The organism is Actinoalloteichus hoggarensis (assembly GCF_002234535.1).
GTDB lineage: Bacteria > Actinomycetota > Actinomycetes > Mycobacteriales > Pseudonocardiaceae > Actinoalloteichus_A > Actinoalloteichus_A hoggarensis.
On the sequence record NZ_CP022521.1, the window covers coordinates 17,732 to 31,998 of the forward strand.

Annotated in this window: 15 protein-coding genes; 9 read left to right on the top strand and 6 right to left on the bottom strand. The window is 69.8% G+C overall.

All coding sequences use genetic code 11. The annotated features are described in order from the left end of the window. Positions 1-115 precede the first annotated feature (115 nt). From AHOG_RS00060 to AHOG_RS00075, 4 genes are all read left to right on the top strand, one after another. On the top strand, positions 116-703 hold the full coding sequence (locus tag AHOG_RS00060) for an NADPH-dependent FMN reductase (RefSeq protein WP_093939544.1): 588 nt from the start codon (positions 116-118) through the stop codon (positions 701-703). A gap of 42 nt (positions 704-745) precedes the next feature. Then, positions 746-1,270, top strand: a complete 525-nt coding sequence (locus tag AHOG_RS00065; protein WP_093939545.1) for a VOC family protein — start codon at positions 746-748, stop codon at positions 1,268-1,270. 245 nt (positions 1,271-1,515) lie between these two features. Beyond that, entirely contained in the window at positions 1,516-2,355 is an 840-nt protein-coding gene (locus tag AHOG_RS00070; protein WP_093939546.1) for a class I SAM-dependent methyltransferase, read from the top strand. A 115-nt stretch (positions 2,356-2,470) separates the two neighbouring features. Then, positions 2,471-3,019: a DUF2020 domain-containing protein gene (locus AHOG_RS00075; protein ID WP_093939547.1), complete on the top strand. Its 549-nt coding sequence runs from the start codon at positions 2,471-2,473 to the stop codon at positions 3,017-3,019. Between the two features lie 539 nt (positions 3,020-3,558). Here AHOG_RS00075 and AHOG_RS00080 read toward each other — a convergent pair. Further along, positions 3,559-4,161: a hypothetical protein gene (locus AHOG_RS00080; protein ID WP_157736542.1), complete on the bottom strand. Its 603-nt coding sequence runs from the start codon at positions 4,159-4,161 to the stop codon at positions 3,559-3,561. 93 nt (positions 4,162-4,254) lie between these two features. Between AHOG_RS00080 and AHOG_RS00085 the strand changes: the two genes are divergently transcribed. Then, the gene (locus AHOG_RS00085) at positions 4,255-4,809 is read left to right on the top strand and encodes a peptidylprolyl isomerase (RefSeq protein ID WP_093939549.1); all 555 of its coding nucleotides are present in this window, start codon (positions 4,255-4,257) and stop codon (positions 4,807-4,809) included. A 210-nt stretch (positions 4,810-5,019) separates the two neighbouring features. Beyond that, on the top strand, positions 5,020-5,775 hold the full coding sequence (locus tag AHOG_RS00090) for a rhomboid family intramembrane serine protease (RefSeq protein ID WP_342746047.1): 756 nt from the start codon (positions 5,020-5,022) through the stop codon (positions 5,773-5,775). A gap of 241 nt (positions 5,776-6,016) precedes the next feature. On the opposite strand, the gene crgA is transcribed toward AHOG_RS00090, so the two are convergent. Next, entirely contained in the window at positions 6,017-6,283 is a 267-nt protein-coding gene (gene crgA / locus AHOG_RS00095) for a cell division protein CrgA (protein ID WP_093939551.1), read from the bottom strand. A 1,212-nt stretch (positions 6,284-7,495) separates the two neighbouring features. On the opposite strand from crgA, the gene AHOG_RS29670 reads away from it, so the two are divergent. The 3 genes from AHOG_RS29670 (at position 7,496) to AHOG_RS00110 (ending at position 9,750) form a co-directional block, all read left to right on the top strand. Further along, a complete protein-coding gene (locus AHOG_RS29670) occupies positions 7,496-8,824 on the top strand; it encodes a class E sortase (protein ID WP_245856489.1) in 1,329 nt (442 codons plus the stop codon). Between the two features lie 27 nt (positions 8,825-8,851). Continuing rightward, positions 8,852-9,028 carry a hypothetical protein gene (locus AHOG_RS28970; RefSeq protein WP_093939552.1) on the top strand — a complete coding sequence of 59 codons (177 nt, stop codon included), beginning with the start codon at positions 8,852-8,854 and terminating at the stop codon, positions 9,026-9,028. 80 nt (positions 9,029-9,108) lie between these two features. After that, complete coding sequence (locus AHOG_RS00110; protein ID WP_093939553.1) at positions 9,109-9,750, top strand: aminodeoxychorismate/anthranilate synthase component II; 642 nt, start codon at positions 9,109-9,111, stop codon at positions 9,748-9,750. 24 nt (positions 9,751-9,774) lie between these two features. Here AHOG_RS00110 and AHOG_RS00115 read toward each other — a convergent pair whose 3' ends face one another. The 4 genes from AHOG_RS00115 to AHOG_RS00130 form a co-directional block, all read right to left on the bottom strand. Continuing rightward, entirely contained in the window at positions 9,775-10,044 is a 270-nt protein-coding gene (locus AHOG_RS00115) for a hypothetical protein (protein ID WP_157736543.1), read from the bottom strand. A gap of 101 nt (positions 10,045-10,145) precedes the next feature. Next, on the bottom strand, positions 10,146-10,550 hold the full coding sequence (locus tag AHOG_RS00120; RefSeq protein ID WP_093939555.1) for a nuclear transport factor 2 family protein: 405 nt from the start codon (positions 10,548-10,550) through the stop codon (positions 10,146-10,148). A 160-nt stretch (positions 10,551-10,710) separates the two neighbouring features. Next, positions 10,711-12,678, bottom strand: a complete 1,968-nt coding sequence (gene pknB, locus AHOG_RS00125; protein WP_093939556.1) for a Stk1 family PASTA domain-containing Ser/Thr kinase — start codon at positions 12,676-12,678, stop codon at positions 10,711-10,713. 101 nt (positions 12,679-12,779) lie between these two features. After that, entirely contained in the window at positions 12,780-14,264 is a 1,485-nt protein-coding gene (locus AHOG_RS00130; protein WP_093939557.1) for a serine/threonine-protein kinase, read from the bottom strand. Positions 14,265-14,267 lie beyond the last annotated feature (3 nt).

Genomic DNA, 14,267 nt, shown 5'->3' on the forward strand with positions numbered 1-14,267 from the left:
GAACAGCCCGAACAGCCCGTTCCGAAGTCATCCGAAAGTCAATCGAGCGTCGACCGAGTGTCCCGACCCGCAGAGTTCATGTCGACCGGCCCGGCGAGCGGAGAGGAACGGCGTGATGACCGCAGTAGAGCCCCTACGACTCACGATCATCATCGGAAGCACCCGGAGGGGACGGCTCGGTCCCAGCGTGGCGGATTGGTTCAAGAGCCGGGTCGCCGACCACGGCGCCTTCGATGCCGACGTCATCGATCTGGCCGAGATCGGTCTGCCCGACGTGCTCGTCGACGAGGCGGACGACATTCCTGTGGAGGTGACCGAGACGGCGCCCCGGCTCGCCGCCGCGGACGCCCACGTCGTGATCACACCCGAGTACAACCACAGCTTCCCCGCCCCGTTGAAGACGGCGATCGACTGGTTCTTCGACGAGTGGGCGGCCAAGCCGGTGGGGTTCGTCTCCTACGGCGGAGTCAGCGGTGGGCTGCGCGCGGTCGAGCAGCTGCGGCTCGTGTTCGCCGAGCTCCATGCGGTGGACGTGCGCAACAGCGTGAGCTTCGCCGACATCTCCGCCGAGGTGGAAGTCGACGGGCGCAGGTCGTTCGAGAACGAGCGCGCCGACGCGGCGGCCGTGAGCCTGCTCGATCAGCTCGACTGGTGGGCCCACGCCCTTGCCCAGGCCCGCGAGGCACGGCCCTACCGGCCATGAACCCGAATCCGACCAGTGCAGCAGCGACGAGAGGAACATCTGATGCCCGTACGACTCGACCACGTCATCGTCCCCGCCCGCGACCAGGCCGCCTCGGCCGAATTCCTCGCCCACATCCTCGGCGTGACGGTGGGCACCGATCCCGGCGGCTACTTCGCACCCATCACGCTCGACGGCGTGACCCTCGACTTCTATGACGGGGAGTACGGCAGCGACGGCAGCAGCGGGCGGGACGAGAGCCGACCGGTTCCCACGCTGCACTATGCCTTCCTGGTCAGCGACGCGGAGTTCGATGCGGCCTTCGCCAGGATCGTGGAGCGCGGCGTGCCGTTTCACGCGCACCCCCATCAGCCCGAGGCGACGGCCGGGCAGATCTCCTTCGGCAGTCAGGGGGATCGCGGCGTCTACTTCGTCGACCCGGACGGACACGCCATGGAGCTGGTGACGGCGGCCTCCACCGAGGCGGACGCCTCGGCGGACTGGTGGACCGGCCCGTTCCAGCCTGCGGGGGCATCCCGCGAGAAGGGGCCCGACAGCTCGACGGCCGCGACGGCCGACGAGCGATGACGGATCACGAACCTCCCTCGCCGGAGCACACGGTCGAGCCCGGGCGCGGCGGGGTGGGAGAAAAGCGCTCGATCGTCGGCCTCGGCACCGGTTAGCCTCGCCCGAGCGGTGCCACCGCTCTCGGTACAGGCGTGTCGGGGCGGTGCGGCCGCGCTCGGGCATCCATTCGACCGCGAGACGGTGTCACACGGCCCGAGCGCCGTCGGCGGGCGTCGCGACGCACGAGAACGAGGAGCAGAGCCGACATGGGCGAACACGACGAGGCGATCGCGGCGAATCGGGCCAACTGGGATCAACGGGCCGACGTCCACGCGCGGTCCCGGATGTACGACGTGGAGGGGCTGCTCGCGGATCCGGCACGCATCTCCGAGGTGGTCCGCAACGACCTCGCCGTCCTGGCACCGCATGTGTCCGGTGGCACGGTGGCCGGGAAGTCGCTGCTGCACCTGCAGTGTCATATCGGCTCCGACACGATCTGCTGGGCCCGGCTGGGCGCGGTGGACGTCCACGGGTTGGATCTGTCCCCGAACTCGCTGGCCCATGCTCGTCGTCTCTCCGAGGCGGACGGCGCGGGCCTGACCCTCGTGGAAGGGGACGCCCGCCGGGCCTCCGAGGTCGTCGACCGTCGTTTCGAGGTCATCGTCACCAGCGCGGGCACCATCGTCTGGCTGCCCGAACTGCGGTCCTGGGCGCGGTCGATCCGTGATCTGCTCGAACCCGGCGGGGTGTTCATGATCCGGGACGACCATCCGATCCTGGGGGCCATGGGGTTCCGGCCGTGGCAGGTGACGGAGGACTACCTCAGCGGTGGCGGAGCGAACGTCTACGACGAGGCCGCCACCTACACCGACGGGTCCGTCGACGGCATCACGCACACCGTCAATCACGAATGGCGGCATGACCTGGCGGAGGTGACCGGTGCGCTGCTGTCGGCCGGACTGGTGATCGAGGCACTCGGGGAGCATCCGTTCATGGACTGGCCTGCCTTCGACGGGCTGGTGGCCTGCCCGGAGGGCTGGCGACTGCCGGACGGCGCGCCGCGGATCCCGCTGAACTTCTCGGTGGTCGCTCGACGCCCGCACTGATCAGCGGGCGGGGCGACATCGGGCGGAATCCCGTGAGCATCGGCGCTCGCGCCGCGGCGAGGGGCCCGGGACCCGGATGCCGGAGGGAACGGCCGGTGGACGATTATCGCCAGCTATGAAGAACTCGGTTCTCACCGCGGTGGTGGTGGCGGGCGCCGCCGTCGCCCTCGCGGGTTGTGCGTCGCAGGACGCGCAGTCTCAGCCGGACGCGCCCGGCACGGTGACGTCGACGGTGATCGTGCACGACGACGGGGCGCCACCGCCTCCGGTCGAGCCGGTGGCCGACGGGCCGTGCCCGTACCTGGCCTCGGAACTGGTCGAGCAGGTCAACGGGCAACGGCTCGGCGACGTGCGGGTCGGTGACGACGAACCGCATCCCTCCTGCTTCTTCTCCCGGCCCGACGGCGGGGACCAACTGACCGTCCGCGTGTTCGTCGGCGAGCCGCAGACCGCCAAGGCACTGGTCGACGAGCAGGCGCCGGTCGACGCCTCCCAGCTCGCCGAGGTGGACGGCGGGTGGTCCGGGGGGCGGATCAGCGGCGACGACGGCTCGGTGTTCGCCGTCTACAAGGAGGAGGCCGCCGTCGTGGTGTGGACGAATCAGCAGCAGAGCTTCCCTGCCCAGACGATCGCCGAGACGGTCATCGCCGATCTCGCGCTCTGACCAGGCCATCCTCGTCGTTCTCCGCTCGGCCCGGCTCGGCGCGGTGTCCGTCGAGTGCGGTGAACGGGAAGTGACAGGCGATCCGCCGAACCGTCCCGCCTGCTGTACGGGGAGACGGGACGGTGTGGGCGGGCGGTGAAGCCCCGTTTCCGTCCGGCGTTCCGGTCCGAGCCGCGCCGGCCGTTCGCCGTCGGGAGTCACCGTCCAAGAGCACGCAGCCGCGCCGCGGGGGCCTCATCGATCCTGAGCGGTGTCCACACACCGTGCGTCGATGCTCGCCGTTGGGGGTGTTCTCCGCCGGGGCACCCTTGGGAGGGCACGGCGTGCGCCGGCGTCGCCGCGAGCCTCGAATCGGTGCTCGACGGACTCGCGGCCGCGATCGACGACGGTGTGCGGGACACGGACTGAGCCCCACCGCCGTGCTGTGCGGTCACGAGTGCGTCGAAACCGAACGAAGACGGCGGGAGCGGATGAGTGAGATCCGCGTCCGTCGTCTCCGCCGCGTCTCCGTCGTCCGGGCGTCAGTATTCGTCGAGGTGTCAGTTCCGGTTGTCGGCGCCTCGGTCGAGGTCCCGGGCGGCGCCGTTGCCCCGATGCAGCGTTCCAGAGCCGTTGGTGCTCGGCTCGGCGTCCGACCCGGCCCCCGCGTGACGGCCCTCGCCGTGCATGGCATCGGGTGAGTCGAAGACGTCCTCGGCCTGGACGGTCGTGCTGTCCGACCGTCGGGTCGCCGCGACCGCCGCCGCGCCGAGCGCGATCAGTCCGAGCACCCACGGCCAACGCCGACGTCTACGGGTACTCTTGATCTTCTTCTCGAGATCGCGCCGAGCCGAGCGACCGGCCTTGCGCAGATCCCGACCGGTGCGGGCCTGCTGCTTGCGCAGTTTCCGCTTGTTCACCTCGACCGCCTTCTTGCCGTCCTGCGCGTTGTTCTCGATCAGTTCCAACAGCTGGTGCGGGGTCAGCCCCCGATCGGCGAGCTGGGACTCGGTCGACCTGGCGGCCTGTCGAGCCGCCTTGATCGTCGCCTGAGCACCTGCCCTGCCTGCCCGTTGCGCGCCTTCGCGGACGGTCCTGACACCGCTGCCCATTGCCCGGCCCACGGATTCTCCCGCCGCGGCCATCGCTCTCACCTCGTCCACGTTGCCTCCGGAACCTTGGTTGACGGACGTCATTCCGCGATCCCCATACTGCCCCTCCGCCGGGGGTCCCGCTGAAGATGGCACGATGGTCAGGTGGCTGACAGTAAAGAGACGCTGGTCGGGAGCAAGCTGGTCGCCACCCTGCGGACCTCGCTGGGTGAGATCAAGATCAACTTGCTGCCTGATCACGCACCGAAGACCGTGGCGAACTTCGTCGGACTCGCCGAGGGCACCAAGGACTACACCGAGCCCAACGCGCAGGGGGAGCGCTCCGGCCCCTTCTACAACGGCTCGATCTTCCACCGGGTCATCGACGGCTTCATGATCCAGGGCGGCGACCCGACGGGCACCGGCCGCGGCGGCCCCGGCTACAAGTTCGCCGACGAGTTCCACCCGGAGCTGCAGTTCAACAAGCCCTACCTGCTGGCCATGGCGAACGCGGGGCCGAACACCAACGGCTCGCAGTTCTTCGTGACGGTGGGCCCGACCACCCACCTGAACTTCAAGCACACCATCTTCGGCGAGGTCGCCGACCAGGCGTCACGTACGGTCGTCGACACGATCGCGCACACCTCGACCGGCCCCGGCGACCGTCCCACGACCGACGTCGTCATCGAGAGCATCACCATCGAGCGCGGGGAAGGCTGATCCCGACATGACGGCCCGGACCGTGCGGGTGGCGTGATGACCACACCCCCTGGGCAGCATCCCGGTACCGGCGGCGGGGGAGGCTCTTCGCTGCCAGGCTGTGCGCGGCACCCGGAACGTCCGACGGGGCTCAGCTGCACTCGGTGCGGGCGTCCCGCCTGCCCGGAGTGTCTTCGCGACGCGTCGGTCGGCTATCAGTGCGTGGACTGCGTGGCGGAGGGGGCCCGAGCGGTACGCAGGCCCCAGACGCTGGCGGGTGCGGCGGTGGGCACCAGGCCGATCGTCGTTCCCATCCTCATCGCGCTGAACGTGCTGGTCTATCTCGTCACCGCCGCCCAGGCGGGCAACCCGATGCGGAACTCCTCATCGGCGCTCTTCCACGCCTGGGCGCTGTGGCCGCCGCAGGTGGCCGCGGGGGAGTGGTGGCGGCTGGCCACCTCGGGATTCCTGCACTTCGGTCTGCTGCATCTGGCGCTGAACATGTTCGCGCTGTGGGTGCTGGGTCGGGATCTGGAAGTACTGCTCGGCCGGGCCCGCTTCATCGCCGTCTATCTCGTGTCGCTGCTGGGCGGCGGGGTGGCCGTGTATCTGTTCGGGGAACTCGGCACGCAGGTCGCGGGCGCGTCGGGTGCGGTGTTCGGCCTGATGGGCGGTATCGCGGTCGCCGCGATCCGGTTGAAGGTCAACCCCCGACAGGCGTTGATGGTCATCGGCATCAACCTGCTCATCAGCATCACCATCCCGGGCATCTCGCTGCTCGGGCACCTCGGCGGCCTGGTGATCGGCGCGCTGGCCGTCGCGGGGATGGTCTTCGCGCCCCGCGACCGTCGCAACCTGGTCCAGGGCGGCACGGTGGCGGCGCTGCTCGTGCTCCTCGTCGTCCTGTTCGTCATCCGCGACGTCCAGCTCGGCGAGTGGATGTGCGTGACGGGCGCCGACGGGCTGCGATGCGGCCAGGTCGGCTGACAACGTCCGATCGTGCTCGCGTTGTGGACAAGTGGGGCCTTCTACCGGCGCTTGTGCCGAAATGCTCAAAGTTATCCACAGGAGTTGTCCCCACTGGGGATGAGTTACACGGCTGTGGTTCGACGACCCGGAGTGCACGCCCCAGTCGTGAGCGTCCTGATCTTCACCAGAGTGAGCGCGGCCCGGATGCATGTCGCATCCGGGCCGCGCTCACTCTCAGTGCTCTTGGTGAGACCTTCGCTCAGCGCCACCGCATGGTCATCAGCAGACCGGTGATCATGAGTGCGAACCCGATCGCGAAGTTCCACGCTCCCAGCTCGGCCATCAGCGGGATGCGATCCCCGGCGATGTAGTTGACGATCAGCCACAGGAGGCCGATCAGCATGATCCCGAGCATCACGGACACGTAGACCGGATGCGAAGGACCCGCCGCCTTCACCTTCACCGGCGTGCGCTTATCCTGCGGAACGGTGTAGACGTCCTTCTTACGGACCTTGGACTTCGGCATCGTGTCCTCGCTGGCGTCGACCGGTGTTGCTCGTCGTCATCACGGAATGTGGCCGTCCAGTCTACGCCTGGTGATAAATCGCAAGGTGGACGCCTCGATCCCGCAATCACGTTAACGTAGTCGAGGCCTTCAGCGAAGGACAGGTGTACCCGTCGAGCATGTGGTGCCTGTGACGGCGACGATGTGCCGTCCGCATCGCAGGCCGGTTGATCCGCCCGCGAGGCCCGTGACGGCCCTGCGCAGTGCTACCGGTGTCTCTCGACAAACGGACACGATGACAACAGACGTGTGTTTACGCTGCTGGTGCAGCGCCGCAGAAGTCGGAGTCCAGGAGGTTTCGTGGTGAGTGAGTTCCCGCCGGAGCGGGACGACTACGCCCCCCGCACGCGCGCTCCGCAGACCACGCACGACGAGCCGCGCCGGGCTGCGCCGCGTCCCCACCGCGTCGCCGCGCCCGGTCGCAGGCACGCTGCCCGCGAAGGCCAGGACGATCAGCGTCCCGGCGGCGCAGCGGGAAGACATTCGACGTCGGGCACCTGGGAGGCGCCGAGCCCGCCGAAGCCGACGCGCCCGCGCCCGCCCGCGGAGGCACCTCGGGGGTACACCGAGGCCGAGCCTCGCCGTGTTCCCGAGGCCGAGCCTCGCCGTGTTCCCGAGGCCGAACCTCGCCGGGCCGCCGCGCGGCCGCCGCGCCGGGCTGCCCCCGAGGGCGCGCCGCCGTCCGAGAACGCGTTCCGACCGGAGACGGGCCGTCCTGCAGGCGGCGGTCGCCGACGCAGGCCCGATCCGGATGAACAGCTCCCGCCGCGGCGCGCGCGCCGGGACCCGTCGGACGCCCCGAACGGCGCGGAGGCCCCGGCGACGGCCTTCTTCGCCGAGCCCGCCGAGCAGTCGTGGCCGCAGGCCGGGCGGCTGGATGCCCCCGATCCGCAGCCGGGGGTCCGGCGGGGTGAGACACCACGGCCGACCGCACCACCGCACGGCGATGGCAGGCAGCCGCCGCCCCGTCGTCCCGTCGACCGTCCCATCGACGCGCCTACCGGCAGGCGGGCCCGTCCGCAGCAGCCCGCGCCGTCGGGATCGGAGGCGGCCGCTCGGCCGCGTCGGCACGCGGAGAACCGTGACGAACAGGCGCACTCGGATTCGTGGCCGGGCTCGTCGGCGCTGATAGGCGGAGTGCTTCCGGTGCCGGGCGCGGAGGAGCCGCCGGGCATGCCGCCCGTTCCGGGCGCGGGGCCGCAGCCGACGGCGGGCCTCGGAGAACCGGGGCAGGGAGGCAGGCCCGCACCGCCGAACCTCTCGACGCGATCGAACCCTGCCTTCCCCCCGCCGCCCCCGCCGCAGCAGCCGGTCCGACAGGACACGGGTCTGGAGTCGAGGCTGGGCTCCCGGCTCGACGGTGATCTCGACGACGCAGGCGACGCCGGGCCTCGTTCGCTGCTGGACCCGGACGCCGGGATGCCGACCCGACAGATCCCGCAGGTGGCCCGCCAGGCGGGCCCGCCCGTGCAGACGGCCGGGCGGGGACAGCCCGCCGAACCTGTCACGGAGCTGATCGCCCCCGTGGCGGACGAGGATGTCGACGATTACTACGAGGACGAGTACGACGATCGCCACGTAGACCGGGATGACCACCGCGACGGCGATCTCGATGACGGTCCGGCCGACGAGGAGCACGAGGCGGCTGCGCGGTCGGAGCGTCGTCGGCCGAAGAAGCAGGCGCCCGCGCGGAAGAAGGACAGCGCCGGGCGGATACTCGCGCGCTCCGGCGGCGAGTTGATGCTGACCGCGGGCTTCGTGGTGCTGCTCTTCGTCTTCTACGAGCTCTTCGTGACCGGCTGGTTCACATCGGCGCGGCAGGCACAGGCCGACTCGCGGATGGAAGAGCAGTGGCAGGCGGGTGAGAACGAGCGCGAGGCGGGATTCGAGCCGATGGAGGGCGAGGCGTTCGCCCGCATCTTCGTGCCCAAGTTCGGTCCCGACTACCGATACAGCATCGTGGAGGGCACCAGCGACGAGCACCTCGAGGTCGGCCCCGGCCACTACGTCGACACCGCCATGCCGGGAGAGCGGGGCAACTTCGCCGTCGCCGGGCATCGAGTCGGCTGGGACTCCCCGTTCAACAACCTCGACCTGCTCGAAAGCTGCGACGCCATCGTCATCGAGGGCGCCACGGAGTGGTTCGTGTACCGCGTGCTGCCCATGGAGAACGAGATCGCGGACTGGGAGACCACGCGGGCGAACAGGCCGGAGTGCACCGACGTCCCGTCGCTGGTGGACCCCACGGTCGAGGGCGGCGGCGTCTATGGGAACACTCCCGGACAGCAGATCGTCGCCCCGAGTCAGGGTGAGGTCATCCTCCCGGTGCCGAGCAACCCCGGTGCTGAGGTGGACGAGGCGGATCAGCGCGCGCTGATCACGCTGACCACCTGCCATCCGAGGTTCTCGGCACGGGAGCGGATGATCATTCATGGTCTGTTGACCGCGCAGTATCCGAAGGACGGGGAAGGAGCTCAGCTTCCGCCTGAGCTCAGCCAGTGATCAGCGACGAGAGTAAGCGGGGACGACGTGTACGGCTGGATCTGGCGGCACCTGCCGGGACCACTCGTGGTCAAGATCATCCAGGCCTTGGTGCTGTTCGCCATCGTGGTCTCGGTGTTGCTGTTCATCGTGTTCCCCCTGGTGGCGCCGATGCTGCCGTGGAACAACGTGGATCTGCCCACCGACTCGAACACGGTGGGCTGATCACGGCACGGCAGCCGTAGCGACCAGCGGAGGTCTGGTGAGCACTCGGATCGGGCTTGACGCTCGACTATCCTGACCAAGTGCGCATCCTGGTCGTCGACAACTACGACAGCTTCGTCTTCAACCTGGTCCAGTATCTCGCCCAGTTGGACGTCGAGGTGGTGGTCAGGCGCAACGACGTCGTCGAGCCCGCCGACCTGGACACGGTCGGCGGGGTGCTCGTCAGCCCCGGCCCGAGCACCCCGGAGCGAGCCGGACGAAGCATCGAGATCATCCGGCAATGCGCCGCGCGAGAACTGCCGGTGCTCGGCGTCTGCCTCGGCCACCAGGCGATCGCCGCGGCCTGGGGCGGGGTCGTCGAGCGTGCCCCCGAACTGCTGCACGGCAAGACCAGTGAGGTCGAGCACACCGGGGTCGGCGTGCTCAGCGGGCTGCCGAATCCGTTCACCGCGACCCGCTACCACTCGCTCACCGTCCGCCCGGACACCGTGCCCGCCGACTTCGAGGTGACCGGACGCACGGCGTCGGGTGTCGTGATGGCCGTCCGGCATCGGGAGCTGCCCATCGAGGGCGTCCAGTTCCATCCGGAGTCGGTGCTCACCGAGGGCGGGCACCGGATGCTGGCCAACTGGCTGGCAGGCTGCGGCCACGTGGTCCCGGAGGCGCTGGTCGACGAGCTGGAGCGGGGTGCACGCCGGATCGCGGCGGCGGCACACATCTGACTCCTGCGCGGGCGTCGCGATGCGTCACCCGGTCCGCGGTGCGTGACCCCTCGGCCGGGGCAGCGGGACGGCTCGCGCTCTGATCCGGGCCTGGAGTCGGGCGACGGCGCCACGCAGGGCGATCGCGAGCGTCTGCACCGAGTCCGGATCGAGGACCAGGACGTCGGTCTCCGGCGAACTCAGCTCGATCCGATCCTCCACGACGCGCACCGCGACCCGGCACAGCCTGCCCTGCGCATCCCGGCAGAGCACGTCGGGCAGCGTCTCCTCGCTCGACGGGACCTCTGCTGTCATCGCACACACCTCCTCCGCCAACGCCGGAACCGCGTGTCGGCCCGGTCGTGCCAGCGTGGGGCGGGGATCTCCCGGTCGCAACAGGAGGCGTCGCGGTGGAGTCAGGGCGCCGGGAGAGAGGCCTGCCAGGCCATTCGCAGCGGATGGGTGTCGTAGACGATCCGCAGCTCGGCGATCCGACCGTCGTCGGCGAGCGTGAGGACGTCGACACAGTCGAAGGCGGTGGCCGTGTCGTCGGGCAGCCGCCAGTCGTAGCGGAAGCGCACGGCCGCGCACCGAGGATCGTCGACGGAGAGGTAGACGTCGATCGGCGTTATCACCGATCGCGCGGTGGTGGCGGCGAGTTCCGGATAGAACTCGCGTGCCGGGATCATCCCGTTCATCGGTGAGCGGACCACCCCGTCATCGGTGAACAGCTCGAGCACGCCCGTCACGTCGCCGTCGGCGAGCAGTCGCAGATACCGATCGATGGTCCGCCGCGCCTGTTCCTCCGCCGTGGACACCATGACAGGACAGCGTACTGGGACCGATGTCGATTCCGTGTCCAGGCCCAGGACATCGCAGGCGCCGACGTAACGCCCGATCCGATGCCCTGGGCGGGCGACATCCTCCCCGCCGTGAGGATCAGACCGGGTCGATCACGTCATCTCGGCCCGGACGAATAGATCACGGCGGGTCGAAGGACGGCTCACCGCCGGTCAGTCGGCCGACGCTGACGGTCACCGAGGCGTTCATCCCGAGCGGATCGCCGGTGCTCACCGACTGGTCCACGACGCGGCCGATCTGCTGGATGTCCTCCACGCCCGCCGTCTGCTGCGTGAACGTGCCGTCCCAGCCCAACTGCCGCAGCCGGTTCTCGGCATCCTCGGGGTCGAGCATGCTCAGGTCGGGCATCGAGATCTGGTTCCCCCGGGACACCTGGAGGGTGATGGTCGTCCCCGGCGGGACCGAGGAACCCGCGGCGATGTTCTGCATCAGCACCTCGCCGGCCTCCTCCACGCCGTCGACGTCCTCGCGGTTCACGGTCAAGCCGGCGTTCTCCAGGTTCCCCGCCGCGACGTCGTACTGCTGGCCGACCGCGTTGATCACCTGCACCTGCGCGGCGGCCTCGCCGAGGATGATCTGGATGCTGGTCTCGGCATCCACCTCCTCGCCCGGCGAGGGGTCCTGACCGACGACGCGGCCGACGAGGTTCTCGTCGTCGACCTCCTCGCTTCCGTAGCTCGGGTTGAGCAGCAGTCCGACCGCGCGAAGCTCACCGGCCGCCTCCTCGGCCGACAGGCCCGCCAGATCCGGCACCGTCGCGGTGCCCGGCCCGAGACCCAACGAGATCGTGACAGCCGTGTCCGCCTCCACCGACGTTCCCGCGGGCGGATCGGTGGCCATGACGGTGCCCACCTCCTCGGCGGTCGACTCCTGTCCGTCGCCGATGTTGATCCGCAGGCCTGCCTCGGTCAGGGCGCTCCTGGCGTCCTCCTCGCTCAGTCCGATGAGGTCGGGGACGTCGATCCTCTCGGTGACGGGCGCCTCGTCCGATCCGGAGTCGAAGAACCCGCTGCTGGTCAGGTAGGCGGCCAGCGCGATGATCCCGACGCACAGCACGGTGATGAGGGCGGCGACCAAGCCCTTCCGCCTGCGGGCGCGACGCTCCTCCTCCTCGTCCTCGAGGTCGTCGTAATCCTCGTCGACGGGGGCGGGCGGGCGACGACGCCTGCCCGAAGCGGGCGAGTCCTCCGGCCCGCCGAGCATCGTGGTGCGTTCCTCGTCGGTCATCACCATGGGCGCGTTCGGCCGCTGCCCGGACAGCACCCGCACCAGATCGGCACGCATCTCCGCGGCCGACTGGTACCGGTTGGCCGGGTTCTTGCTCATCGCCTTGAGGATGATCGCGTCCAGGGCGGGGGAGATCTGATCGTTCACCTCGGACGGGCGCCGAGGGTCCTCCCGCACGTGCTGGTAGGCGACGGCGACCGGCGAGTCCCCGGTGAACGGCGGCTCGCCGGTGAGCAGCTCGAAGAGCACGCACCCGGCAGCGTAGACGTCGCTTCGGGCGTCGACGGCCTCGCCGCGAGCCTGCTCCGGCGACAGATACTGCGCGGTCCCGATCACCGCGGCGGTCTGCGTGACCGCGGCCTGCCCGTCGTGCAGCGCACGGGCGATGCCGAAGTCCATCACCTTCACGGCGCCGGACTTGGTGATCATGATGTTCGCGGGCTTGACGTCCCGGTGGATGATGCCGTGCCGGTGGCTGAAGTCGAGCGCCGCGCTGGCGTCGGCCATGATCTCCATCGCGCGGCGACCGGTGAGCGGGCCGTCGCCCTTCACCATGTCCCGCAGCGTCCGGCCGTCGACGTACTCCATGACGATGTAGGGCAGCGGGCCGTGCTCGGTGTCGGTCTCACCGGTGTCGTAGACCGCGACGATCGCCGGGTGGTTCAACGCCGCCGCGTTCTGCGCCTCCCGACGGAAACGCAGCTGGAAGGTGGGATCTCTGGCGAGGTCGGCGCGCAGCACCTTGACGGCCACATCGCGGCTGAGTCGGACGTCCCTGCCCATATGGACCTCGGACATGCCGCCATAACCGAGTGTGTCACCCAGTTCATAGCGGTTGGAGAGCAGTCGGTGCGTGCTCATTACTGCGTCGTCCCGATCCTCGATAACGGTCGTCTCATCATGCCGGGTTGCCCGGCTCGATGCCGAGTCTGTCTAGCCAGTCTCCTCGGTGGTACATCGGATCACGCACCTCCAGGGCTACACCGCACGGTGATCTCGGTCCCGGGTGGCAGCCGACCACTCGGTTCGACGGACGTCACCAGGCAGGTCCGCGGGGATTCCACGGCCTCGCCGTCCACCGACGACAAGGTCGTCCGCATCCTAAGCTCGGCCAGCCGCACCTCGACCTGCTCGGCGGGCATGTCCTCGAAGTCGCTCGGCGTGATCTCGACGAGATCCAAGTCCTCGACCGCCGGTTCCCGAGGCGATCGCAGGTCGTCCGGCGAAGGCACGGACGGTAAGACGTCCTGCCCGGAGACGATCGGGCCGGTGTCCGACGTATCGCCCTGAGCACTCGGCGCGGCGCGGGCACGACCGTCCTCCAACATCGCGCTCACCCCCCACACGGTCAGGGCGGCGATGGCGACGATCAGGATCGCGATGACCACCCAGAGCATCGCGCCGCCCCGCCGTCGCCGCGGCATCGGGCGCGGATGGTGATAGCCGATCGGCGGCGGGCCCATCGGCACCCCGCCGTGACCCGCGTGCGGGGGCAGGTTCGGCCCGGCCTGCGCGGGCATCATCATGTTGCCGGTGTGCACGCGGGGAAGGTTCCCGGTCACGGGCCCGGTCTGGAGCGCCATCGCGAGGCCGGACGGCGGCGGCAGAGGATGTCCGGCCCGAACCGCCGACACGGCCGCGGCGAACTCGCCCCCGGTCCGATAACGCCGCCGCGGGTCCTTGACCAGGGTGTTCTCGATGAGGGTGCGGGCGCCGATCGGCACGTCAGGCGGGAGCGGCGGCACGTTCTCCCTGATGTGCATCATGGCGACGGTGACCGCGTTGTCCGAGACGAACGGTCGATGGCCCATCAGACACTCATAGCCGACGACCGCCAGGGAGTACACGTCGCTCGCAGGCTCTGCCTCGCCGCCCAACGCCTGTTCCGGCGCGATGTAGTGAGCGGTGCCCATGACCATTCCGGAACGGGTGACCGGTGCGGCGTCGGCGGCCTTCGCGATGCCGAAATCGGTGAGCTTCACCTTGCCGTTCGGCGTCACCATGATGTTGCCCGGCTTGACGTCCCGGTGGACGTAGCCGCGTTCATGGGCGGCCTGGAGTGCCTGGCCTGCCTGCTCCAACATGTCCAACGCCCGATCGGCGTTGAGCCTGCCCTGGTTCGCGAGGATCGCGGCGAGCGGGTCGCCCTCGACCAGCTCCATCACCAGGTACGCGGTGTCCTCGGGGCCGTCCGGCACCGCGGCGGTCTCACCGTAATCGTGGATCGCCGCGATGTTCGGATGGTTCAGCGAGGCCGTGGTGCGGGCCTCGGTGCGGAATCGATGCAGGAACTCGGCGTTGCCGCAGAGCTCCGGCTTGAGCACCTTGACCGCGACCTTACGGTCCAGACGGGTGTCCGCCGCCTCCCAGACCTCGCCCATGCCGCCGACCGCGATCCGCCTGCCGAGTCGGTAGCGGTCCGCGAGGAGCTGCCCGGACGTGAGCACGGC